The 23,505-nt window shown below is 55.7% G+C and carries 23 protein-coding genes, 1 tRNA gene and 1 pseudogene; 12 read left to right on the forward strand and 13 right to left on the reverse strand.

Annotated elements, in window-relative coordinates; all coding sequences use genetic code 11:
• Positions 1 to 31: 31 nt before the first annotated feature.
• Complete coding sequence (locus B7444_RS02650; RefSeq protein WP_007281777.1) at positions 32 to 412, reverse strand: hypothetical protein; 381 nt, start codon at positions 410 to 412, stop codon at positions 32 to 34.
• 247 nt (positions 413 to 659) lie between these two features.
• Here B7444_RS02650 and B7444_RS02655 point away from each other — a divergent pair, with 247 nt between their 5' ends.
• The 4 genes from B7444_RS02655 to B7444_RS02670 all read left to right on the forward strand — a co-directional run bounded on the left by B7444_RS02655 (position 660) and on the right by B7444_RS02670 (position 3,848).
• The gene (locus B7444_RS02655; RefSeq protein ID WP_048855113.1) at positions 660 to 989 is read left to right on the forward strand and encodes a hypothetical protein; all 330 of its coding nucleotides are present in this window, start codon (positions 660 to 662) and stop codon (positions 987 to 989) included.
• 54 nt (positions 990 to 1,043) lie between these two features.
• Entirely contained in the window at positions 1,044 to 2,381 is a 1,338-nt protein-coding gene (locus B7444_RS02660) for a glycoside hydrolase family 68 protein (protein WP_007281774.1), read from the forward strand.
• Between the two features lie 106 nt (positions 2,382 to 2,487).
• A complete protein-coding gene (locus B7444_RS02665; RefSeq protein WP_007281773.1) occupies positions 2,488 to 3,240 on the forward strand; it encodes a C1 family peptidase in 753 nt (250 codons plus the stop codon).
• A complete protein-coding gene (locus tag B7444_RS02670; protein WP_007281772.1) occupies positions 3,237 to 3,848 on the forward strand; it encodes a hypothetical protein in 612 nt (203 codons plus the stop codon). The genes B7444_RS02665 and B7444_RS02670 overlap by 4 nt, the downstream gene beginning before the upstream one ends.
• Positions 3,849 to 3,948: 100 nt before the next feature.
• Here the strand turns inward: B7444_RS02670 and B7444_RS02675 are convergent.
• The 7 genes from B7444_RS02675 to metK form a co-directional block, all read right to left on the reverse strand.
• Positions 3,949 to 4,025: transfer RNA gene (locus B7444_RS02675), tRNA-Pro, on the reverse strand.
• Positions 4,026 to 4,085: 60 nt separating this feature from the next.
• A complete protein-coding gene (gene lepB, locus B7444_RS02680; protein WP_007281771.1) occupies positions 4,086 to 4,787 on the reverse strand; it encodes a signal peptidase I in 702 nt (233 codons plus the stop codon).
• A gap of 118 nt (positions 4,788 to 4,905) precedes the next feature.
• Complete coding sequence (locus B7444_RS02685) at positions 4,906 to 5,811, reverse strand: electron transfer flavoprotein subunit alpha/FixB family protein (protein WP_007281770.1); 906 nt, start codon at positions 5,809 to 5,811, stop codon at positions 4,906 to 4,908.
• A complete protein-coding gene (locus tag B7444_RS02690) occupies positions 5,811 to 6,560 on the reverse strand; it encodes an electron transfer flavoprotein subunit beta/FixA family protein (protein ID WP_007281769.1) in 750 nt (249 codons plus the stop codon). The genes B7444_RS02685 and B7444_RS02690 overlap by 1 nt, the downstream gene beginning before the upstream one ends.
• Positions 6,561 to 6,666: 106 nt before the next feature.
• Complete coding sequence (locus tag B7444_RS02695) at positions 6,667 to 8,307, reverse strand: electron transfer flavoprotein-ubiquinone oxidoreductase (protein WP_007281768.1); 1,641 nt, start codon at positions 8,305 to 8,307, stop codon at positions 6,667 to 6,669.
• A 41-nt stretch (positions 8,308 to 8,348) separates the two neighbouring features.
• Positions 8,349 to 9,044 carry a tRNA (guanine(46)-N(7))-methyltransferase TrmB gene (gene trmB / locus B7444_RS02700; protein ID WP_081603761.1) on the reverse strand — a complete coding sequence of 232 codons (696 nt, stop codon included), beginning with the start codon at positions 9,042 to 9,044 and terminating at the stop codon, positions 8,349 to 8,351.
• Between the two features lie 4 nt (positions 9,045 to 9,048).
• Complete coding sequence (gene metK / locus B7444_RS02705) at positions 9,049 to 10,233, reverse strand: methionine adenosyltransferase (protein WP_007281766.1); 1,185 nt, start codon at positions 10,231 to 10,233, stop codon at positions 9,049 to 9,051.
• A gap of 285 nt (positions 10,234 to 10,518) precedes the next feature.
• Between metK and B7444_RS02710 the strand changes: the two are divergent.
• Positions 10,519 to 11,317, forward strand: a pseudogene (locus tag B7444_RS02710) (SDR family NAD(P)-dependent oxidoreductase).
• A 23-nt stretch (positions 11,318 to 11,340) separates the two neighbouring features.
• On the opposite strand, the gene dapB reads toward B7444_RS02710, so the two are convergent.
• Both dapB and B7444_RS02720 read right to left on the reverse strand, forming a co-directional pair.
• Entirely contained in the window at positions 11,341 to 12,087 is a 747-nt protein-coding gene (dapB, locus tag B7444_RS02715; protein WP_048855112.1) for a 4-hydroxy-tetrahydrodipicolinate reductase, read from the reverse strand.
• A gap of 45 nt (positions 12,088 to 12,132) precedes the next feature.
• Positions 12,133 to 12,513, reverse strand: coding sequence for a winged helix-turn-helix transcriptional regulator (locus B7444_RS02720; RefSeq protein WP_007281763.1), 381 nt, complete (start codon positions 12,511 to 12,513; stop codon positions 12,133 to 12,135).
• A 92-nt stretch (positions 12,514 to 12,605) separates the two neighbouring features.
• Here B7444_RS02720 and B7444_RS02725 point away from each other — a divergent pair, with 92 nt between their 5' ends.
• Positions 12,606 to 13,211: an FMN-dependent NADH-azoreductase gene (locus B7444_RS02725; RefSeq protein ID WP_007281762.1), complete on the forward strand. Its 606-nt coding sequence runs from the start codon at positions 12,606 to 12,608 to the stop codon at positions 13,209 to 13,211.
• 2 nt (positions 13,212 to 13,213) lie between these two features.
• On the opposite strand, the gene B7444_RS02730 is transcribed toward B7444_RS02725, so the two are convergent.
• On the reverse strand, positions 13,214 to 14,389 hold the full coding sequence (locus B7444_RS02730; RefSeq protein ID WP_007281761.1) for a globin domain-containing protein: 1,176 nt from the start codon (positions 14,387 to 14,389) through the stop codon (positions 13,214 to 13,216).
• Between the two features lie 79 nt (positions 14,390 to 14,468).
• Between B7444_RS02730 and B7444_RS02735 the strand changes: the two genes are divergently transcribed.
• The 4 genes from B7444_RS02735 (at position 14,469) to lldD (ending at position 17,899) form a co-directional block, all read left to right on the forward strand.
• The gene (locus tag B7444_RS02735) at positions 14,469 to 14,939 is read left to right on the forward strand and encodes an Rrf2 family transcriptional regulator (RefSeq protein ID WP_007281760.1); all 471 of its coding nucleotides are present in this window, start codon (positions 14,469 to 14,471) and stop codon (positions 14,937 to 14,939) included.
• A 135-nt stretch (positions 14,940 to 15,074) separates the two neighbouring features.
• Entirely contained in the window at positions 15,075 to 15,971 is an 897-nt protein-coding gene (locus B7444_RS02740; protein ID WP_035729435.1) for a fructose bisphosphate aldolase, read from the forward strand.
• A 65-nt stretch (positions 15,972 to 16,036) separates the two neighbouring features.
• Complete coding sequence (locus B7444_RS02745; protein WP_007281758.1) at positions 16,037 to 16,603, forward strand: histidine phosphatase family protein; 567 nt, start codon at positions 16,037 to 16,039, stop codon at positions 16,601 to 16,603.
• Between the two features lie 144 nt (positions 16,604 to 16,747).
• Positions 16,748 to 17,899 carry an FMN-dependent L-lactate dehydrogenase LldD gene (gene lldD, locus B7444_RS02750; protein WP_007281757.1) on the forward strand — a complete coding sequence of 384 codons (1,152 nt, stop codon included), beginning with the start codon at positions 16,748 to 16,750 and terminating at the stop codon, positions 17,897 to 17,899.
• Between the two features lie 661 nt (positions 17,900 to 18,560).
• Here the strand turns inward: lldD and dnaJ are convergent.
• On the reverse strand, positions 18,561 to 19,700 hold the full coding sequence (dnaJ, locus tag B7444_RS02755; RefSeq protein ID WP_007281756.1) for a molecular chaperone DnaJ: 1,140 nt from the start codon (positions 19,698 to 19,700) through the stop codon (positions 18,561 to 18,563).
• A gap of 118 nt (positions 19,701 to 19,818) precedes the next feature.
• On the reverse strand, positions 19,819 to 21,720 hold the full coding sequence (gene dnaK, locus B7444_RS02760) for a molecular chaperone DnaK (RefSeq protein WP_007281755.1): 1,902 nt from the start codon (positions 21,718 to 21,720) through the stop codon (positions 19,819 to 19,821).
• A 236-nt stretch (positions 21,721 to 21,956) separates the two neighbouring features.
• Between dnaK and B7444_RS02765 the strand changes: the two genes are divergently transcribed.
• Together B7444_RS02765 and B7444_RS02770 are read left to right on the forward strand one after the other, a co-directional pair.
• On the forward strand, positions 21,957 to 23,084 hold the full coding sequence (locus B7444_RS02765) for a hypothetical protein (protein ID WP_016737880.1): 1,128 nt from the start codon (positions 21,957 to 21,959) through the stop codon (positions 23,082 to 23,084).
• 146 nt (positions 23,085 to 23,230) lie between these two features.
• Positions 23,231 to 23,505, forward strand: a 275-nt coding sequence (locus tag B7444_RS02770; RefSeq protein WP_048842974.1) for a hypothetical protein, incomplete at its 3' end; no start/stop codon positions are given.

Genomic DNA, 23,505 nt, shown 5'->3' on the forward strand with positions numbered 1-23,505 from the left:
ACGCCCGGCTTCAAGCCGGGCGTTTCTGTTTTCAGAAGTGTTGGTTTGGCTGAGGCGCTGGCGCCGGTGTATTCGGGCCTGGCTCAGGATGTTCGGCGTCATACCATTCTGCTTTCTGTTTGGTGGAAGCAGCATCATGATGGCGCTGCCACCAGCTGGCATTTGGATCAGCAGGATGTTCCTTGTCCCAAAGGGCTGCCTTTTCGCGGAGATCCTTGCGGTACAGATGACGGCGATACATGCCGGCGGCACATCCGCCCATAGCACCGACGACGGCGTGATGATTTGCGAAATGGCCACCGACGGCTCCGGCTGCGCCGTATTTGATGCAGCCGCCAGGTTCGGCAAGGGCAGGAGTGGCGGTCAGAAGGGCTGCAAGAGCCAGTGCGGATCGCGTTAAGCGGATCGTCATGGTGGGTTTGGTCTCTCGTAAGTGTCTCTCTGGGGAAAAGAGACTTTCTAAGTGTCAAAATTAGGTCCAGGCAGGGAAGGTTTCAACTCTTCTCCTCCCGGTCTGGCATTTAAAGCTTGAACTGCATCCGGGTTTTTCATATAACTGTGGCATTGAGCCATAAATAATTTAACGCATGGCTCGATAATTCATTTTGAAAATAATGATTTTGAAGGAGGCTCATCCGGATGGATGCGGCCTCTTTTTTATGCGCCAAGCAGGATTTCAGAGTGTGGATATTTCCGGTTTTGACCTTTCGGGTCTGCTAGCTGACATCCCGGCCCGATATGAGCTTTGGGTGGCTCTGCTGATTATTGGATGCAAACTGGTTACGGTCTTTTTGCCTCCCCCACAGAATACATCACGATTGAACGGAATTTACCGTTTGGTGGCCCTTCTGGGGCTGAACATTGGCTGGGCTGCCAATCGTCTTGAACGGCAGGTCAGCAAGAAGGTCGTTGTTCCGAAAGACGGAGAGGGCGTGAAAGCAGACGCTGCTCCGGAAGCAACGGGTACTTCTCCTGGCAAGGCGCCGTAACAGAGCGCCTGACAGGGTTATTTTCAAACACTATTCAATACGGATCATGAAAATATGAATGCTATTTCCAGCCGAATCCTGGAGCAGAACGCGGCCGTTCGTCGTGTGCTTCCGAAGTATCGCTCGTCCCGTTGGACGATTGCGGATGCGCTGAAGGTTCGTACTGACGATCCGACGACGACAATGCCGGTGATTGACTACAATTTCCCGGCTATGTCCAACGATGTGATGATCTGGGACAGTGGTACCCTTCGTGACATGCATATGCGCACTGTTACGTATAAGGGCTGGTTTGTGCTCTGGTCCCTTGCTGTGGACAAGATCGATAAGACCAATGCCAAGATTTATGATGAATGGCATTCCCGCAATGACCGCGCCTATATCGGCTATTGGTACAGCGCTGATGGTGTTGAGTGGACGTGGGGTGGTCGCCTGTTTCAGACGTCTGCTGATCTGCGCCCGTGGGAGTGGTCTGGTTCTCTGGTGATGCGTGAAGGCACCGAGAACACAGTGGACATGTTCTATACGTCCGTTGGTGCACCAGATGGCAATTCTGTTCCGGCTGTCTGTTCTGGCACCATTCATGCAGATGAAAAGGGTGTCTGGTTTGAGGGCTTCTCGGCCAGCACGGAAATGTTCAAGGCTGATGGCGTTCATTACGCCAACGCCTCTGAAGATGCGTATTTCGACTTTCGTGATCCGCAGCCGTTCATCAATCCGGGCGATGGCGAGCTTTATACGCTGTTTGAAGGCAATGTTCCCGGAATGCGGGGGCAGTTTGTCGTCGGTTCTGACGAGATGGGTCATGTTCCGCCGGGTTATGTGGTGGATGCTGGTGCGAAGTATGGCGCTGCGGCGATTGGAATTGCCCGTTGTGTGTCCAACTGGCGCAAAGGTAATTACTCACGCTGGGAACTGATGCCTGCTCTGGTAACGGCTCTGGGTGTGAATGATCAGACGGAGCGTCCGCATTTCGTCTTCAAGGATGGTCTGACCTATCTGTTCACCATCAGCCATCATTCCACCTATACGGGCAAGAGCACGGGCCCTGATGGTGTCTATGGTTTCGTATCCGAGAAGGGGATTTTCGGTCCCTACAAACCTCTGAACAGTTCGGGCCTGGTGCTTGGTAACCCGTCTTCGCAGCCGTATTCGACGTATTCGCATTTTGTGGATGCGCAGGGCTACGTTCAGTCGTTTATCGATACGATTCCGGCGGCCGGTCAGGATGCGGAAAGTCCGGAGACCTACCGCATTGGCGGAACGCTCGCTCCGACTGTACGGCTGGTTCTGGATGGGGATCGGACGTTCCTGACGGAAGTTCATGATTATGCGCAGGTTTTCGCGCAGGCCGCTTGGCCGGCTTCTCTGGCCTATGACGTTCGCACCTGATTTCCCGTAAGGGCAGCGTTCGTTCTGCCTGAAAATCAGGAGTGAAACATTGTGGAAGCCATCCCCTGCATGGGGATGGCTTTTCATTTTTCTGGAGCGTTGAGTGATGATAGAACGCAGGCTCGGGAAGCTGCCACCCCGGTATGATGCGCGAACCTATCGGTTCTCGCCTGTTCTGGCAGCGCGTGTTCCAGAGGTTCCGGACAGTCAGGACTGGTCGGAAGGTGTGCCTTATCAGATGTGGGGCAATGACCGGTTTGGTTGCTGCGCGTTTGCGGCGCATGCAGCTCTCACGGCGACCTGGACCAAGGCGGCTCAGGGGCTGGTTGTTCTATCCAGCGAGCAGGTCTTGCAGAATTATAGTGCAGTTACGGGGTTTGATCCGCTAACGGGCCAGAACGATAATGGCACTATTCTGCTGGAACAACTGGGGCACTGGAAAAGTAGAGGGTTTGTTCGGCCTGGTCAGACCAAAGATTATCTGACGGCCTATGGGGTCATTGATTCCCATTCCGTCAACGGGATCAAGCGGGGTATTTCTTATCTTGGGGGCGTTCTTGCGGGAGTGCAGGTTCCTCGTGGGTTTATGGATCTCCCGGCAGGTGCAAGCTGGGACTGGAATGCCATTCAGGATCATGCCTTTGTCGGTGGGCATGCCATTGCACTGACGGGTTACATGCCTGAAGGCGTATTTTTCAATACATGGGGCCGCCGGACATTCATGCCCTGGGATACATTGCTGCGGATTTGTGATGAGGCTTACGGGCTGGTTAGTCGGCAGAACTGGCTGACAGTGCGCGGTGTTTCGCCCAAGGCGGAAGACATACACGGGCTTGTTGCGGAAATGAGTGCCGCATGAGGCCGTTCCATATCTTGCCCGTATGGCTGTTGCTATCGGGCTGTGTCTTTACCGGTGGTGCGCAGACTTCAATCGATGCGGCGTTGGGTGGTGTTCAGAAAGATCTGACGAGAACTGGTGTTGTGAGTGCTTCAGATGTGCAGGACTGGTCTGAAGAGCAGGCAAACCGCTTTGATGCCAATGTTCGTGCGCTGCAATGTGCGCAGCGGAATGTTGATCCTGTTGTCGCCCTTGTTTCCGGGCCTGTGGCGATACAGCTGAATGGCAGTCTGACCCAGTCTGGTTCTTTCTCGGTTTCTGCTCTGACAAGTGTTCCTGTTTTGGGAATTACGGCGGATGCCAGCCGTTCAACAACACAGCAGCTCAGTTTGCCCGTCCAGTTTGTGCCTTTGTCTGCGCTGCCGGATGCGGAAATGCAGCGTGAGGTTGAGTATGCAGGAGCTTTGCTAAGCCAGCCCGATACTATCCGCGACGAGGAAGGAGAAAGAATTCTGAGTTCCCGGCGGACTTTGGCCATGCATATTCTTGATCTTCAGACGCCTGATGCCTTGAAGTTATGCAAAGCCGATCAGCCAGTTCGCCCATTTGTGGGAGTAAAAGGGCGCTGATAATCAGGGTGCGCAAGTTCGGAGTAGTATTTGAAAATGCGCACGGAAGAGCAGTCTTGATTTTGCTCTGATCAGATTTTCTGATTATCCGTTTATCGGCTGGTCGGAGTGAGAGGATTCGAACCTCCGGCCCCTGCGTCCCGAACACAGTGCTCTACCAGGCTGAGCTACACTCCGTGCCGACGGCGCTTCTCCTACCGGGGATTTGTAAACCGCGCAAGAGGGTGTGCCTGAAAATCAGACGGAGAGCAGCAATCTTTTGAGGTTTCGCCATGAGAATAGCACTGTGACGGCCTTTCCCTGAAGGTTCCAGACTGGCAGGAGGCCGACGCCGCCATCTTTGGCTGGGACGCGCGAGTCCGCAGAGTCATCGCGGTTATCGCCCATGACGAAAAGCTGGCCTGCTGGAACTGTAAAAGTGGAAACGGTGTCGAGCGTTCCTGCTGTTGTCAGTTTAAGAATGTCATGGTGTGTTCCGTCGGGGAGTGTTTCTTCATACCGTCTGGCAGGTGTGAATGTTCCCGGGGTAAGTTCGGCCTGCTCCAGGCCTTTGTCGTGCCAGGGAAGGGCCTTCCCATTTAAAAAGACATGGCCGTTGGACAAAGCAACTCTGTCTCCCGGCAGACCGATAACACGTTTGACCCATGTTTCATTCAGATTGGCAGGTGCGCGGAAAACAACCACATCTCCACGGTGCGGCAGGCGGGTGAAAATCCGGAGATGCGGAAGGGCAGGAATTTGTGCTGCAAAAGGAAGATTGGCTGTTCCCCATCCGTAAGATGGTACGACAGCTATGATCTCATCCCCGATTTCAAGTGTCGGTTCCATTGAAGCTGACGGCACGACATAGCCAGCGCCCAGTGCGCTGTGAATGAAAGATGCGCCAACCAATAGGGGGAGCGCGGGAAGGGTTTTCTGAAGGATTTGTCGCAGGTTCATCGTGTGTCTCCGTTGGGAGACAGGATGTCACACGGGAGCCGGTCTGCAACTTAAGTTCTGGACACGTAATGTCATGCAAAAAGCAGGCGATCCGTCATAGATCGCCTGCTGAAAAGGCTCAGAGTGCCTTTTCGAGTGCGGGGAGAATCTCGAAGAGGTCGCCCACGATACCGTAATCGGCGACGCGGAAGATCGGAGCTTCCGGGTCCGTATTGATCGCCACGATGACGCGGCTGTCTTTCATGCCGGCCAGATGCTGGATTGCACCAGACAGACCAACAGCGATGTAGAGTTCCGGAGCTACGATCTTGCCGGTCTGGCCAACCTGCATTTCGTTCGGGGCAAAGCCGGAGTCCACAGCTGCGCGGGATGCGCCGATAGCGGCATTCAGCTTGTCGGCAATGGGTTCGAGCAGCTTGAAATTTGCTGCGTCCTTCATGCCTTTGCCGCCGGAGATGACCACGCGGGCTGCTTCAAGTTCCGGGCGATCGGAGGCAGAGAGTTCCACCTTCACGAAAACGGACTTTTCGCTGGCTGGTGCGTCCAGTGTTTCAACTGGAGCAGAGCCGCCGTCTTTCGGAGCGGGATCAAAGCTGGAACCCCGAACCGTCAGAATCTTGATGGCGTCTGAAGACCGGACGGTGGCCAGTGCATTGCCTGCGTAGATCGGACGAACGAACGTTTCGGCATCCTTGATTTCGACCACATCCGGGATGGGTTGAACGTCAAGCAGGCCCGCCAGACGCGGCAGAATGTTCTTTCCGCTGGCAGAGGCAGACGCCACAATGTGGCTGTAGTCCTTTGCGATGGATGCCAGCAGATCGGCGGCAGGTTCGGCCAGATCCGTGGCTAGACCAGGCACCGAAAGAACCCGCTTGACGCCAGGGAGCGCTGCGGCGGCGCTGGCACCTTCACCAAAAACGATGGCGTCTACATCGCCAAAGCGTGCGGCGGCTGTCAGGGCTGAACGTGACGCCTGACGAACTTCACCATTCTCGACTTCGAGCAGAACAAGAGCGGTCATCAGATCACCTTCGCTTCTGTCTTGAGCTTTTCGACCAGTTCGGCCGCACTGCCCAGCTTGATACCTTCCTTGCGTTCTGCCGGCTCTGCGACAGAAACGATAGTCAGGCGGGAGGCAAGATCAACACCGAGATCGGCAGCCTCAAGCATTTCAAGTGGCTTTTTGCGTGCCTTCATGATGTTCGGGAGGGACGCATAGCGCGGCTCGTTGAGACGTAGATCGGCTGTCACCACGGCGGGAAGAGCCAGAGAAACAATTTCCGTACCACCGTCGATTTCACGGGCGACTTCAATTCGACCGTCCGCAACAGTGACTGCGCTGGCGAACGTGCCCTGTGGCCATCCAAGCTTGGCAGCCAGGATCTGGCCGGTGGCGTTCATGTCGTCATCAATGGCCTGTTTGCCCATGCAGACAAGACCCGGCTGTTCGCGTTCGACAATGGCTTTCAGCGCATTGGCGACGGCGCGGGGCTCAAGCGTATCGTCTGTTTTGACCAGAATGGCCCGGTCTGCGCCCATGGCCATGGACGTGCGCAGGATATCCTGCGCAGCCTGGACACCGATGGTCACCACGACCACTTCGGTTGCCACGCCTTTTTCGCGCAGGCGGATGGCTTCTTCCACCGCAATTTCATCGAACGGATTCAGGGACATTTTCAGGCCCTGCGTTTCGACACCACTACCATCGGCCGCTACACGCACCTTGACGTTGTAATCGACCACCCTTTTGACTGGGACCAGAATTTTCATCGTGATCTTTCGCTGCTGACGCCGCTGGAAAAACGGGCGCCACCGTAGCGGAAATGGATCAGGAAGTCACATTCCGGTCAGAAAGCGGCCCGTCTGTTTGAAAGAATTACATCCCGACAGGGTAGTTCGGACCGCCGCTGCCTTCTGGCGTGCACCATTCGATATTCTGCGTCGGGTCCTTGATATCGCAGGTTTTGCAATGGACGCAGTTCTGCGCATTGATGCGTAGCGACCAGCCATTGTCTGCGCTTTTTTCCTGCTCATACACACCTGCCGGGCAATAACGGCTTTCTGGCGCGTCAAACACATCATGATTGACGGTACGCCAGAGGGATTCGTTACGCAGCTTCAAGTGGACGGGCTGGTTTTCCTCGTGGTTGGTGGCGCTGAGGAAAACGGAACTGACGCGATCGAAGGTCAGGACATTGTCTGGCTTCGGATAATCGATCTGCTCGCACAGCGCCGCTGGACGTAACGTCTCATTGTCAGCATGCGGATGATGGAGCGTCCATGGGGCGCGACCACGCAGGATCATGCTGTCGATGCCAGCGTAAAGCGCTCCAGCCTTCATGCCCCATTTGGCAAAAGCCGGACGGATATTGCGGACATCGCGCAGCTCGGACCAGAGCCAGGAGTTGCGGACGCGTTCCGTCAGGCTTGATGCTTCGGTCCGCTCGGTCTGGAGCGCTTCGGCTACAGCTTCGGCGGCCAACATGCCGGATTTCATGGCTGTATGCGTTCCCTTGATCTTGGGAACGTTCAGGAATCCTGCCGAGTCACCTGCCAGAACGCCGCCGGGGAATGTCAGGCGAGGAATGGACTGAAGGCCACCTTCGGACAGTGCACGTGCGCCATAGATCAGGCGTTTGCCGCCCTCGAAGTGTTCGCGGAAAGCCGGGTGCAGCTTTGTGCGCTGCATTTCCTCGAAGGGTGAAAGGTAGGTGTTGCTGTAGTCGAGGCCGGTCACGAAGCCATAGCTGACCAGATTTTCCCCGAAATGATAGAGCCATGCGCCACCATAGGTGTGGTCATCCAGCGGCCAGCCAAAACTATGCTGAACGAGTCCGGGGCGATGCTTCTCCTTGGGGATCTCCCAGACTTCCTTGATGCCAAGGCCGTAAGTCTGGGTATCGACACCCTTGCGTAGACCGAAACGCTTCATGGCATGGGCGCTCAGGGAGCCGCGTGCCCCTTCGGTCAGGATTGTCTGCTTGGCACGAAGGATCATGCCGGGCGTGAAGTTGGGACCATGCGTGCCGTCACGCTCTATGCCCATATCGCCCGTAATGACGCCAGCAACGCGATTATTTTCGATGAACAGTTCAGCGCCTGCAAAGCCGGGATAGATCTCGACACCGAGTGCTTCGGCCTGTTCACCCAGCCAGCGACAAACTTCTCCGAGAGACACCACATAATTTCCGTGGTTCGCCATATGGGGCATGACGCGATCCAGATAAGGAATCTGAATGGCGCGCTTTTCAGTCAGGAAAAGCATGCGCTCTTCCGTGACTTCCGTGTTCAGCGGCGCACCAAGAGAGCGCCAGTCTGGCAGGAGTTCCTCAAGCGAACGCGGCTCGATGACGGCACCCGAAACGATGTGCGCACCGATTTCGCTACCCTTTTCGATCAGGCATACCGACGCGTCCGGCGCAATCTGTCGCAAGCGGATCGCCGCGGACAGACCGGCGGGGCCACCACCGACCACCACGACATCAAATTCCATTTCTTCGCGTTCGATCTGGGTCATGATGTCAGGAACTCACTGTAATCAGATAAAGGGAGGGCGCCTCAAGGGCGCCGGGTAAATGTCCAGTAGAAGGGCTGTCTGCCTTCCCGGAAGGCTTTTGCCTCATATCGGGTTGGAGACCATCCTTCGGGACGTTCCGTCTCCGGAGGGGGAGCGTCAAACAGATTCTGCTTGCCCATCACTTCGATCACCCAGTCCTGGTAAACAGGATGATCGCTTGCCACGCGCCAGATAGCACCAGGCTTGAGAACGCGATGAAGTTCCCGAAGGTTTTCCGGATGCACAAAGCGACGCTTTGCATGGCGTGATTTTGGCCATGGGTCTGGAAACATCAGATAGGCGCGGTCAAGGCAACCATCGGGCATATCCTTAAGCAGAAGACGGGCGTCTTCTGGCCAGATGCGGAAATGCTCGGGTGGCTGGGCTGTATCTTCCTGACCGTCTGGCACAAGGCGTGACATCAGGGAGCACAGGCCGTTCTCGAAGACCTCTGAGGCAATGTACCCGACATCCGGGTTCATTTCAGACTGGGCCGCAGCATGTTCACCGCCGCCAAATCCGATTTCGAGAAAGACGCGCGAAACCGGCGAGGAAAACCCGGCAGTTGGGTTTTCCGCAGATGCAAAAGTAAAGCGCGGCAGCGTTTCTTCAAGAAGATGCTGCTGCCTTGCCCGGAGCGGGTGGCCGCGCTGGCGGCCGTAGAGCCGCTCCGGCTGGGGTTTGAGAGACTGTGTCAGGGTCTTACCTGTTCAGTGCGTTGCGGAGGGTGTCAACCAGATCCGTCTGTTCCCAGGTGAAGTTGTCCAGAGCAGCATTCGGCACGCGGCCGAAGTGACCATAGGCGGACGTCGGAACATAGATCGGGCGGTTCAGGCGCAGATGCTTGCGGATGCCGCGAGGCGACAGGTCCACAACTTCGTTAAGGAGCAGGCCGAGGCGTGCCTCGTCGATGTCCTTCCCTGTGCCGTCGAGGTCTACATAGACCGAAAGCGGCTTGGAAACGCCAATTGCGTAGCTGAGCTGGATCGTGCAGCGATCTGCAAGGCCAGCAGCAACAACGTTCTTGGCAAGGTAACGCGCAGCGTATGCAGCCGAGCGGTCAACCTTCGTGGGGTCCTTGCCGGAGAATGCGCCGCCGCCATGAGGGGCTGCACCGCCGTATGTGTCCACGATGATCTTACGACCTGTCAGACCAGCGTCACCATCCGGGCCACCAATGACGAAGTTGCCGGTCGGGTTCACATAGAACTCGTCTTCCGGGCAGCTCCAGCCATTTGGCAGAACGTCATTGACGACACCGCGAAGCGTTTCGCGGATCGTGTTCTGGCTCATGCCTTCAGCGTGCTGCGTGGAAATCACGACAGACGTCACGCCAACCGGCTTGCCATCCACATAACGCAGTGTGACCTGGCTCTTCGCGTCCGGAAGAAGGCCTGCGCCGCGGGCGTCACCATTCTTGCGGTAGTCGCGGATACGCTCAAGAATCGTCTGGGCGTAGAATAGCGGAGCCGGCATCAGGTTTTCGGTTTCGCGTGTTGCGAAGCCGAACATGATGCCCTGATCGCCGGCGCCTTCGTCCTTGTCGCTGCCGCTGTCCACACCCTGGGCGATGTCAGCGGACTGTGCGTGGAGGTAAGACGTGATCTCGGCATTCTTCCAGGAGAAACCTTCCTGGTCGTAGCCAATGTCCTTGATGGCCTCGCGTGCGCGGTCGATCAGCGTGTCTTCGACAGCCTTCGGGCCACGGACTTCACCGGCCAGGATGACACGGTTCGTCGTGACCAGCGTTTCACAGGCAACGCGGGCTTCTGGATCGGCTTCAAGATAAGCGTCCAGGACGGTGTCGGAGATACGGTCTGCCACCTTGTCGGGATGGCCCTCGGAAACAGATTCAGAGGTGAACAGGAAATCGCCGTGATTGCGCACTCAGGGACCTCGCAGGGAATGAGTGGTGAAAAGGGCTGCAGGCGCCATGACGGATGGGCTGCAGCATTCAGGAAGGCACGGCTTGGCGGAATTGAACGCAGGGGTCAAGTGTCTAGGGGGGAGTTGGTTGTTTTTTCTGCTCGATATCCGTATAAGTGTCTGTAAATAATGTATAAAATCAGAATATATCCACGGTGTATAATGGTGCAAAGAAGGGGCAGACAATCAGACCATATGCCGATATGTATGTGAAAGGCGAAAGCGCCGCATCTCGATGAGGTACAAATGGCATACGTGGTAAGTTCCTTTAGCGGTAAATCCTGTCTCGTGACGGGTGCAGGAGGCAATATCGGCCTCGCAACCGCGCTACGTCTCGCAGAAATTGGGGACGGACATCGCTCTTCTGGACATGAATCCGGAAGCGTTGGCGAAAGCAGAAGCCGCTGTCCGCGAGAAAGGGGTGAAGGCAGAATCGTATGTCTGTGACGTGACGTCTGAAACATCCGTGAATGATGTCGTCAGTCAGGTTGTCGCAGATTTTGGGAAAATCGATTTCCTGTTCAATAATGCCGGCTATCAGGGCGCATTTGCTCCAGTCCAGGATTATCCGGCTGAAGATTTTCCGAAGGTTCTGAACATCAACGTCACGGGTGCTTTCCATGTCCTGAAAGCAGTCTCCCGGCACATGATTGCAAACGGCTTTGGGCGGATCGTGAATACGGCCAGCATGGCAGGCGTAAAAGGCCCGCCAAACATGGCCGCTTATGGCGCTTCAAAAGGCGCAATCATTGCGCTGACTGAAACGGCAGCTCTCGACCTTGCGCCTTACAACATCCGCGTTAATGCAATCAGCCCTGGATATATGGGGCCGGGCTTCATGTGGGACCGGCAGGTTGAACTGCAGGCCAAGGCCAACACGCAGTATTTCTCAACCAACCCGGAAGAAGTCTCCAAGCAGATGATCGGCAGTGTTCCGATGCGTCGTTATGGAGATATCAATGAAATTCCGGGCGTCGTAGCCTTCCTTCTCGGAGACGATTCCAGCTTCATGACAGGTGTGAATCTGGAAATCTCCGGAGGCTGAAGAGCCCGTTCTTCGTCGGACGATCAAACCGTCCGGCGAAGCACGTCTGCCATGCCGTACAAACCCGGTGGCTGCTGTGCGAGCCACCGGGCTGCCATGACGGCACCTCTGGCAAAGACCCTGCGATCGAGTGCACGATGTGACAGCGTGATCTGCTCGTCCGCAGCCATGAACATCAGATCGTGTTCTCCCACGATCTGGCCACCCCGCAGGGAAGCAAAGCCAATCGCTCCATCCGGTCGGACGCCATTCTGATCGAGACGCATGACGTCCTCGAGAGCCACGTTTCGCCCTTCAGCGACAGCCCGCCCAATCGCAAGGGCTGTGCCAGATGGAGCATCAACCTTCTGGCGATGGTGCACTTCCACAATTTCCGCGTCATATCCCGGCAGACCCGCACCAAGCTGTCTGGCAAGTTCCAGAAAGAGCGTCAGGGCTGGGGAGAAATTTGCGGCCTGTAGCACCGGGATATGTTTTGCGGCCTCATTTACGGCAGCCTGATCTTCCGGATTAAGGCCTGTCGTTCCGAGAACCCATGGACATCCTGCTGTCGCAAAAGCCCTGGCATGGGCCTGCACAGTCGAAGCGTGACTGACGTCAATCACGACGTCGCAGTTTCTGGCGAGGTCGACAGGGCTGGTCGTGATGTTGCGGCTTTCATCGGAGTGCCGGGAAAGCCCCCCTGCAAGAGATAGGCCCGCTTCCTCAGCACAAAGCGAACCTAGCCGGCCTGTAATGCCAGCAATACCGATGCGGGGAGAAGTCGTCATAATCCATGCCTGACCGTCAGAAACTGTTGCCCGCAACGTAGGGGATTATTGGCGGCCGTCAAAACGGCGGCGCGCGTTTTCGATCTGATCCCGATGCGTGACGGCCCATCGTCCGAAGGCTTCAGTAATACTTTGCAGGGACCGCCCTAAATCCGTCAGGGCATAATCCACACGAGGCGGAGTGGTAGGGGTGACGGTTCGTTCAACCAGCCCATCCCGCTCCAGATTCCGCAGCGTCAGTGTCAGCATGCGTTGGGAAATCCCCTCTATGGATCGGCGCAGTTCGCTGAAACGCATGGATCCATCTCCCAGCATCCGGACGATCAGAATGCTCCATTTGTCTCCCACGCGCGCCAGAATGGCGCGGACAACAGCGCATGTATCGCTCTCGTGGGTTACGGGAGGAGGAAGGGTACTAACATCCATGTGCCTATGATCCCTGAATGTGCCGTCTTGCGAAGGTGCGAGAAAGGTTTCTTATCTTGTGCTGGTTACGATCAGGAACCGGAAGAGAAAAAATGAAACTGCTTCATATCGACTCCAGCATTCTCGGCGGTTTTTCCGCCACCCGTCAGCTCAGTGTGGCGATTGTCGATCGCTATCGCCAGAAACATCCGGATCTGGACGTGACGTCCCTTGATCTCGCCGCTGAACCGCTTCCGCATCTGGATGGCGAGTCGCTGTCCTTTCTGGGCAAAGAACTGACAGGGGATGCCGCGTCCAACCCCGTGCTCGTAGCAGGGGCAAAAGCACTGGCCGACTTCAAGGCAGCTGACGTCCTCGTGCTTGGCGTGCCGATGTACAACTTTGGCATCCCCAGCCAGCTCAAATCCTGGATCGATCGTATTACGATCGCCGGTCAGACGTTCCGTTATGGTGCAAACGGTGTTGAAGGGCTTGCCGGTGGCAAGACGGTCGTGATTGCTGGTGCCCGTGGCGGCGTCTATTCGGAAGGAACGCCGCAGGCCGCTTTCGAACACCAGGTGAACTACATCAAGGCCGTTCTCGGTTTTCTTGGGATTACGGATATCAAGGTGATCGAGGCCGAAGGTCTTGCCGCAAATGGTGGCAATGATCGCCCTCGCATCCTTGCTGAAGCAGAGAGCGCCATCGCCGCTCTTTGACATTAGTCCGTTACGCCGGTGTCCGGTCCGAACGTCTCGTAACGCAGACGTTCTGCCGGAATGCCGGCTTTCGGGAGAGACTGTACCATTTCCCGCATGAAGCCGGTGGGACCGCACAGATAACAGGCTGCATTCTTTGGAAGATGAGACGTAATCCAGCCCGCATCTGGCCGACCGTCTATGGACGTCAGGCGGGTGTGCAGGGTGATGTTTCCTGAGGCATCTGTAAGCTCACTCAGTTTCTTGGCAAACGGCGCTGCCTCCTTAGAGTGCGCAATCTGAATGACGCTGACCGGTGTTGTATTTGTCCGTGCAGACAGGGATGCGATCATGCCGATCATGGGCGTGATCCCGATTCCCGCGCAGATGAATGCAACGGGCGTTTCAATCTTCTCCGGGAGAACGAACTCGCCCGCCGGTGGTGACAGGCGGATCTCATGCCCCACACTGTCCGCGCTGTTGAGCCACGCTGAGGCGACACCGTTTGGCACATGCCGAACACTGATGGTGTAGCCGTCGTGACCCGGCTTTGACGTGATGCTGTAATTGCGCCGCGTCTGGCCATGGTCCGGGATATCCAGATCCACGCCCAGATACTGGCCGGGAACAGCCCGAATAACGCTCTTGCCATCCACCGGCTTGAGTTCGAGCGTTGTCACGTTCTCACATTCCCGATGGGCCTGAGTGATCTTGAACGAGCGCCATCCCGTCCAGCCGCCTTCGGCTTGCGTACTTGTATCGTAAAGCTGATGTTCGCGACCGATCAGAATATCCGCGAGAGCCCAGTAAGCCCGGCCCCAGGCATCGAGAATTTCTGGTGTCGCGGCGTTACCCAGAACATGCTGGATTGCGCCGATAAGCGCCGTTGCAACGTGCGGATAGTGCTCGGGCAGGATTTCCAGACTGACGTGTTTCTGGGCAATGCGCTCTACAGCACCTCCCAGAACGCCAAGATTATCGATGTTCTTCGCATACGCCAGAACGGCCATGGCCAGAGCGCGGGGTTGCGTTCCCTTGGACTGATGGGTCGGGTCAAACATTTCCGCAATGGCAGGGTCTGCAAGCAGACGACGATACATCTCGGTCGTGATGTCGAGTCCGTGCGCCTCCAGTGCCGGGATCGTCGCCTTGATGATGGCGATGACGTCTGGAGTAAGGCTGCGGTCTGAAGAGGACATGATAGGTCTTCTTAAAGGTGTATAATAAATACATCTTTAAGCACGTGACTTCGCTCCGTCAATCTGTCAGAGGACTCGTATGCGTCTGACCCTTCACACTGATTATGCTCTGCGGACCCTGCTTTATCTGGGGGGACGGCCCTCCGTGCGTGTTTCCATCCGTGACATTGCGCACGCTTATGGGATTTCAGAGAATCATCTCGTGAAGGTGGTCCATCGTCTGGGGCAGGGGCAGTTCATCACAACCACACGTGGCCGCGGCGGTGGTCTCACGTTGGGGCGTCCGGCGCAGGAGATTGGAATAGGAGAGGTCGTCCGATATACGGAGGACGACATGATGCTCGTAGACTGTGAGGGCCGCGCTGCTGGAAACCGCGCCTGCATCCTGTCTCCATCCTGTCATCTGCGCGGAGTACTGGGTGAGGCGCTCGGTGCATTTCTGAAAGTCCTCGACCGCTATACGCTCGCAGACCTGTTGCGGCCTGCTGATCTGGAGCTGCTGTTTCCGGACCTCACACAGCCTTTGTCTAGTGATTCTGAAAAAGACTGACTTCGCTTTTGGTCCGTCTCAACCGACGTCCGTCATGTCTGTAATCCGTGCAATGTGATTGGAAGAGTTCGAGATCTCGCGCGAAGGTCAACCGTTACTTCTGGTCATCAGACTGAAGAAAAGGATGTGACGTTCATGCCTGATGCAACAATGGCTGAGCAGGTCTCGAAGAAGCCTGGTTTTATTGCCGCGCTCGATCAGAGCGGTGGATCAACCCCCAAAGCCCTTGCGCAATACGGTATCGGCCCCGATGCCTATTCCAATGACGCAGACATGTTCCGACTGATGCATGAAATGCGGGTCCGGATCATCACGTCTCCGGCCTTTCAGAGCCACGAGGTTCTGGCCGCGATCCTGTTTGAAAAGACCATGGATGGTACGGTCGAAAATGTGCCTGTTCCCACCTATCTTTGGGAAAACTGCGGCATTGTCCCGTTTCTGAAGATCGACAAGGGTCTGGAAGAGGAAAAGGATGGCGTCCAGTTGATGAAGCCCATTCCCGGTCTGGATGCTCTTCTGGAGCGTGCGGCAAAACTGGGCGTATACGGAACCAAGGAACGATCAGTGATCCGGCTGGCCAATCCCGGAGCCATCAAGACGATTGTTCAGCAGCAGTACGATATTGCCGCTCAGGTTGCGTCTCACGGACTGGTGCCCATCATGGAGCCTGAAGTTCTCGTAAAAAGTCCCGAGAAAGCGGAGGCTGAAGCCATCCTCGCCAAGGAACTGGCCCTTGGTCTGGATGCGTTGCCCGGTGATTATCCGATCATGTTGAAGGTCACGATCCCTGAAAAGGTGGACCTGTATGCAGATCTGATGAAGCATCCCCGGATGCAGCGCGTCGTCGCCCTGTCTGGAGGGTATCCGCTGGGCGAGGCCTGTCAGAAGCTCAAAGCCAATCACGGCATGATTGCCAGCTTCTCCCGTGCCCTCGTGGATGATCTGCGCGTGTCCCAGTCCGATCAGGAGTTCAATACGATCCTGAGCAAAGTGGTGGACCGGATTTACGACGCCTCGGTCAACAAGGTCTGAGGTGCCTGAGGCCTGTGATGACACAGGCCTCTTTCGTTTTCCGAAACGCCTGAAGGATACGGGATATGAACACGCCCACGCTCTGGCTCATCCGGCATGGCGAAACGGACTGGAGCATCAGCGGCCAGCACACAGGCCGCACAGATATTCCCCTTACGGAAAACGGTCGGGAACAGGCACGTGCTCTGACATCGCGTCTCGCGGGCCAGGCATTCGATCAGGTGCTGTGCAGTCCTCTTCAACGTGCCCGTGAAACCTGTGAGCTGTCCGGGTTGGGTGCTCAGGCCCAGATGGAGCCTGACCTCATGGAATGGGACTACGGCATTTATGAAGGGCGAACCTCCGCTGAGATTCTTAAGGCTGAACCGGACTGGTCCTTATGGACATCCGAGGTTGAGGGAGGAGAAAACGCGAAACAGGTTCGAGAAAGGGTTGGCCGTCTGCTTGATCGCCTTCTGGCGCAGCAGGGTACAATTGCTCTTTTTGCGCATGGTCACATCCTGCGCAGCCTCATCAGTATGTGGATGAGCAATGACGTTCGTCTGGGCGAGAATATTCTTCTTGATACAGCATCCGTCTCGGTCCTGGGATTTCAGCGTAAGGTCCGGGTACTGCACAAACTGAATACCTGAAAACCCATCTGAAATTTTTTATGCTCCCTGTGCGGATGGCGTTTCGCGTCTTAGTGTCAGGGCGCAGGATCGTTTCTTGGTTGGAATTGGACAGACTGGCAGTCTTCCCGCCATCAAGAGCAGTCAATGATGGTGGAGGCGTTAATGATTATTTCTTCCGCAACGGATTACAGAGAAGCAGCCCGCCGTCGATTGCCTCCTTTTCTGTTCCAGTACATTGATGGCGGTTCCTACGCAGAACAGACAATGCGCCGGAACATTTCTGATCTGGCCGATATTGCCTTGCGGCAGCGTATTCTGAAGAACGTTTCCGCTCTCAATACAAGTACGGAACTGTTCGGACGTAAACTCAATATTCCTGCCGCTCTCGCACCCGTTGGGCTGACAGGCATGTATGCACGTCGCGGAGAGGTTCAGGCTGCCCGGGCCGCCGCCCGGAAAGGTATTCCCTTCACACTGTCGACTGTTTCGGTCTGTCCGATTGAAGAAGTGCAGGGACGTAGCCCCGTTCCCATCTGGTTTCAGCTTTACGTGCTGAAAGACCGCGGCTTCATGAAAAACGCATTGGAGCGCGCCAAGGCCGCAGGTATTACCACCCTAGTCTTTACGGTAGACATGCCAACGCCGGGCGCCCGTTACCGTGATGCCCACTCAGGAATGTCCGGCCCGAACGCCGCGATCCGGCGCTATTTGCAGGCCATGACGCATCCCATCTGGGCTTGGGACGTCGGCGTGCGTGGCAAACCGCATGATCTGGGCAATATTTCCCGCTATCGGGGTAACCCCACAAAGCTGGAAGACTATATCGGCTGGCTTGCCAATAATTTCGATCCGTCCATCAGTTGGAAAGATCTGGAGTGGATCCGCGATTACTGGGACGGTCCCATGATCATCAAAGGGGTTCTCGACCCGGAAGACGCAAAAGATGCCGTCCGGTTTGGGGCGGATGGGATTGTCGTTTCCAATCATGGTGGCCGGCAGCTTGATGGTGTTCTCTCGAGTGCCCGCGCACTTTCGCCAATAGTGGATGCGGTCAGGGGAGGGCTGAAGATTCTGGCAGATTCCGGTGTCAGATCGGGGCTGGATATCGCTCGAATGGTCGCAATGGGAGCAGATGCCGTTCTGCTCGGTCGTGCCTTTGTCTACGCCCTCGCTGCGGGTGGGCAGAAGGGCGTGGAGAACCTGCTCGACATTATGGAAAAAGAACTTCGCGTTGCCATGACCCTTACGGGTGCGAGTGCTATTTCGGACCTGACGTCAGAAAGCCTTGCGCGGCTGGCTCCAGAGTTTGGTTAATAAGTGCCACATAGACGGCGGCGATACTTTTCTGTTCTATATGCAGTGAAATTAATATTACAAAATACGTTATGTGATAATTATGGAATGTATAATTAAAATATTTAGAAAAATATATATAATATATTTACTGTTTTGTCAGATTATAATTCTGTAAAGAGCGATAATAATTCGTTTTTATTTATTAAAAAAATAAATAATATTTCTTTTGACGATAAGATAAATCTAGAGAAAGTATCGAGAATTTTTGATGTGCATCTTCAATGTAGAGAAAATTCTTGTGGTGTAAAAATATATAGGAACAAAAATATTCCGGTTTCTAATGTTAATTTTAGATTTGGGAATACATCATATATTTTAATTTTGGATGTATTAAAGGGGGTGTACATATCCCCTGATATGCTAAGGGGCCAGTTTGGGCATGGAAAATTATCATTAGGTTGTACGGACGGAGTATTTTGTCCGTATGTTTCATTTGAAGGGCGTTGGCGACATATAGCGTTTCCTATGCCTGACCAAGATCACGACCAAAATTGTGTGAAAAAAATTATAATCAATAGTAATCTTTGAAAAATATATTCCAGTAAATAGTAGATTTATAGATATGAAATACTAAGGGATGTAGGAATACCCCTCCGTTTCGGGAGGGGTATTTCTGTCATCAGCGACCTTCGAAAAAGTCACGGACCTTGGCGAAGAACCCGCTGTTTTCGGGGCTGGCCTTGGTGTGGTCATCACCGGCTTCTTTCTCGAATTCCTCAAGAAGTTCGCGCTGGCGCTTGGTCAGGTGATGCGGTGTTTCTACCGAGACCTGAATGTACATGTCTCCACGGGCTGAAGACCGCAGTACGGAAAAGCCTTTTCCACGAAGGCGGAAAGTCTCGCCCGTCTGCGTTCCAGCTGGAATGCGCACGCGGCTACGGCTGCCATCAATAACCGGGACTTCCACTTCAGTCCCAAGTGCAGCCTGGGTCATGCGGAGCGGAACGCGGCAGTAGATGTTTGCGCCGTCACGCTGGAAGATGTCATGCGACAGAACCGCGACATGCACATACAGATCGCCGGGCTGTACGCCTTCGCCACCGGCCTCGCCGCGACCCGCCATGCGGATACGTGTACCGTCTTCGACGCCAGCCGGGATCTCGATTTTGAGCGTCTCGGTCTTGGCCTGCGTGCCGGAACCCTGACAGGACTTGCATGGATTGCGAACTGTGCGGCCAGAGCCATTACAGGTCGGGCAGGGGCGTTCCACAAGGAAGAAGCCCTGCTGAGCCCGAACCTTGCCCGCACCATGACAGGTTGCACAGGTCGTGCTGCCACCGCCCGCATCTGCTGAGCCTGACCCATGGCAGGACTCACACGCAACACGCGTCCGGACTTCAACATCCTTGGTCACGCCGGAGAAGGCTTCGGTCAGGCTGATCTCGACCTGAACCTGAACGTCAGCACCTGTGCGGCGTCCACCGCCACGGCGGCCGCCCATCATGTCGCCGAACATCTGATCGAAGATGTCGCCCAGTCCGCCAGCACCAAAGCCGCCGAAACCGCCGCCACCCATTCCGCCCATACCACCATCAAAAGCGGCATGACCATATTGGTCATAGGCTGCGCGCTTCTGATCGTCCTTCAGGACTTCGTAGGCTTCGTTGATTTCCTTGAATTTCAGCTCGGCTGTTTCATCCCCCGGATTGCGGTCCGGGTGATAGCGCATGGCCTGCTTGCGGAAAGCCTTTTTCAGCTCATCCGCAGACGCCGTGCGCGAAACTTCGAGACTTTCGTAGTAGTCGATCTTCGTGGCCATGATCGGTCCTTGTCTGAGGGCCGGAAACAAGAACGGCGCCCACCCCCTTACGGGAACGGGCGCCCTTCGGAAAACAGGTCAGGCAGGGCGGGAAGCCCCACCTGGGGAAGTCACCCGATCAGTGCTTCTTGCTGTCGTCGACATCTTCGAAGTCGGCGTCAACAACGTTTTCGTCCTTGGCTTCCGCACCGGCAGCTTCACCACCCTGCTGGGCCTGCTCTGCCTGATACAGGGCCTGACCAACCTTCATGGCTGCCTGTGTCAGACGCTCGCTTGCGCTCTTCAGAGTCTCGGCATTGTCGCCACCCAGAGCTTCACGGGCTGCAGCGATTGCGGCTTCAGCTTCAGTCTTGTCAGCCGCCGGAACCTTGTCGCCACCTTCCGTGAGAGACTTCTCGGTCTGGTGGATCATGCTCTCGGTGCTGTTGCGCAGCTCAACCAGTTCACGCTTGGCCTTGTCGGCAGAAGCGTTGGCTTCAGCTTCCTTGACCATACGATCGATGTCACCATCGGACAGACCGCCCGAAGCCTGGATCTTGATCTGCTGTTCCTTGTTCGTCGCCTTGTCTTTTGCGGACACGTTGACGATACCGTTGGCATCGATGTCGAACGTGACTTCGATCTGCGGAACGCCACGCGGTGCCGGAGCAATGCCCTGCAGGTCGAAGTTGCCAAGCAGCTTGTTATCGGCTGCCATCTCACGTTCGCCCTGATAGACCTTGATGGTCACAGCGTTCTGGTTGTCTTCAGCCGTAGAGAAGGTCTGGCTCTTCTTGGTCGGGATCGTCGTGTTGCGGTCGATCAGACGGGTGAACACACCACCAAGCGTTTCGATACCCAGCGACAGCGGCGTCACGTCGAGGAGCAGAACGTCCTTCACGTCACCCTTCAGGACAGCGCCCTGAACGGCTGCACCGATAGCGACCACTTCGTCAGGGTTGACGTTGCGAGCCGGATCCTTGCCGAAGAATTCCTTAACCGTCTCAATGACCTTCGGCATACGGGTCATGCCGCCAACGAGAATGACTTCGTCAATCTCGCTCGTGGACACGCCGGCATCCTTGATGGCCGAACGGCACGGGCCAAGCGTACGCTGAACCAGATCATCAACCAGGCTTTCCAGCTTTGCGCGGGACAGCTTGACGACAAGGTGCTTCGGACCGGATGCATCAGCCGTGATGAACGGCAGGTTGATCTCTGTCTCCTTGGAGGAAGACAGTTCGATCTTGGCCTTCTCAGCAGCTTCCTTCAGGCGCTGCAGGGCGAGCTTGTCACCACGCAGGTCAATGCCCTGATCCTTCTTGAACTCGTCAGCCAGGAAGTCGATGATGCGGTTATCGAAGTCTTCACCGCCCAGGAACGTATCACCGTTCGTGGACTTCACTTCGATCACGCCGTCGGAGATTTCGAGGATGGAGACGTCGAACGTACCACCACCAAGGTCATACACGGCGACCGTGCCGGAATCGCGCTTGCCAAGGCCGTAAGCCAGAGCAGCAGCGGTCGGCTCGTTGATGATACGCAGGACTTCGAGGCCAGCGATCTTGCCGGCGTCACGCGTTGCCTGACGCTGTGCATCGTTGAAGTAGGCCGGAACCGTGATGACAGCCTGCGTAACCGTCTCGCCGAGGTAAGCCTCAGCCGTTTCCTTCATCTTGCCGAGAACGAATGCGGAAATCTGGGACGGGGCGTAGTTTTCGCCACGGGCGCGAACCCATGCGTCACCATTGTCACCCTTGACGATCTCGTAAGGGACCATGCCCTTGTCCTTGGCGACGGTCGGATCATCGTAACGACGGCCGATCAGGCGCTTGACGGCATACAGGGTGTTGGTTGGATTCGTAACGGCCTGACGCTTTGCAGCCTGTCCGACGAGGCGCTCACCGTTTTCTGTGAATGCGACCATGGACGGCGTCGTGCGTGCGCCTTCGCTGTTTTCAATAACGCGGGTTTCGTCGCCTTCACGCACTGCAACGCAGGAGTTGGTCGTGCCGAGGTCAATACCGATGACTTTACTCATGTACTCTTTGTCCTTTCAGCGGTTTGCCTCGGCCCTCTCAGGCACCGGGGCGAACCCTTGTGACGTCAAATCCGGACCCTCACAGGTCCGTGTTTCCGTGTTCAAATCTAGGCAGGGCTGCAAAGTGTTTCAAGGCCTTGAGAGCAACATCTTTCATGAAAAATCCGCGTCCGTGGCACGAGGCGTACGGATGTGGCTTCCGCTAACGCGCGGAATGGTTCAGTTTGCGTGCAGTCATGCAAATTCATCTGACACCCCGAGCCGCGATACTGGCTGCACTCACCTGTCTTTCCGCCTGCGGACCGATAGGGCCATCCAGGCTCCAGCGGGACGAACTTGAATACTCGCGGGCGCTCGGTGAGTCGCAGAAGCACGAGATGCTTCTGAATATCGTCCGGTTACGTTACGCCGATCCGCCAACATTCCTTGATACGACGCAGGTCATTGCCGGTTACAGCGTCTCAAAGAGTGTGAGCGGGGGTTTCTATGCCTATCCCGCCACGGCTGTTGGCAATTACCTTTTTGGTACCGGGACCATGACGGCCGGTGAAAGCCCGACTTTCACATATCAGCCTGTTACCGGCCAGCAGTACGCAGAGAACATTGTCCGCCCGATCTCTCCAACTGTCATCATGCCGCTCAGCCTTGGTGGCCTCCCGATTGACACGCTTCTGCGCCTGACAGCGCAATCCATTGACGGACTTTCGAATGTTCGAGGGATCGGTGCGGGGCCATTCGGGGGAGGGTCCGTCCGGTTCTATCTTCTGCTGCACGATCTTCGACAGCTTCAGATTGCTGGCGCCATGACCATTCGTATCACGACTGATGCCCCGCCGCCGCCAACTGATGATTCGGCAAAGAAGAATGGTTCCAAGTCTGAAACGGCGAACGGGCAGGAACATTCCTATCTGGTGCTGTCCTCGACATCAGACAGCAATCTGCTTTCCATTCAGGGTGAGGTCCGGCGCCTGCTGCATCTCGACCCTCATGCTGAAGAGGCAGAAATTGTCTACGGCCCATACCCGAAGCATCCCGGGCAGATTGCGATCCTGACGCGGTCCATGCTCGCTATGTTGACCCAGCTTGCCTATGAAGTCGAAGTTCCAGAAGAAGATATCAAGGTGGGGCGTACACCTCCGACAATTGGCCAGGTTGGTATTGAAAACCGCCCGGAAGTGGTCATTCATTCAAGTCACAAAGCTCCGGAACGTCGTTATGCGGCGGTCGAATACAATGACATGTGGTTCTGGATTGATGAAAAAGACTTTCAGAGCAAACTCGCATTTACAATGGTGCAGGTATTGAGTGCTTTGGCGGCCACAAATCATACTGGCGGCGCTGTAGTGACAATTCCGGCGGGTTAAAGAGAATATTTTTTTGGTGACAGGCCACAACAAATTTTTGTTACCTCAAACACAGTTTTGTTAGAGCATTTGAAAACGAAGTCCGATGGACCTGAACTGAATATGGATTTACCGTCCGGAGGATTCAGTTTGGGAGGCATTCGGTTATGCCAAATCTTCAAGGTAATAGGACTCTGACGGAGTGGCTGACGCTGCTTCTCGGGGTCATCGTCCTTCTTGTGGGCCTGTTCTTCGTCATTGGGGGTGCTGACCTCGCGATGCTGGGCGGCTCTACCTACTATGTTCTCTGTGGCATCCTCCTGGTTGCTAGCGGCGTATTCATGCTCATGGGCCGCACGCTTGGTGCCTTCCTGTATCTGGGTGCCCTGGCCTACACGTGGGTCTGGTCCTTCTGGGAAGTCGGTTTCAGCCCCATCGATCT

This window comes from Gluconobacter thailandicus F149-1 = NBRC 100600 (genome assembly GCF_000964465.1).
GTDB classification, from domain to species: Bacteria; Pseudomonadota; Alphaproteobacteria; order Acetobacterales; family Acetobacteraceae; genus Gluconobacter; species Gluconobacter thailandicus.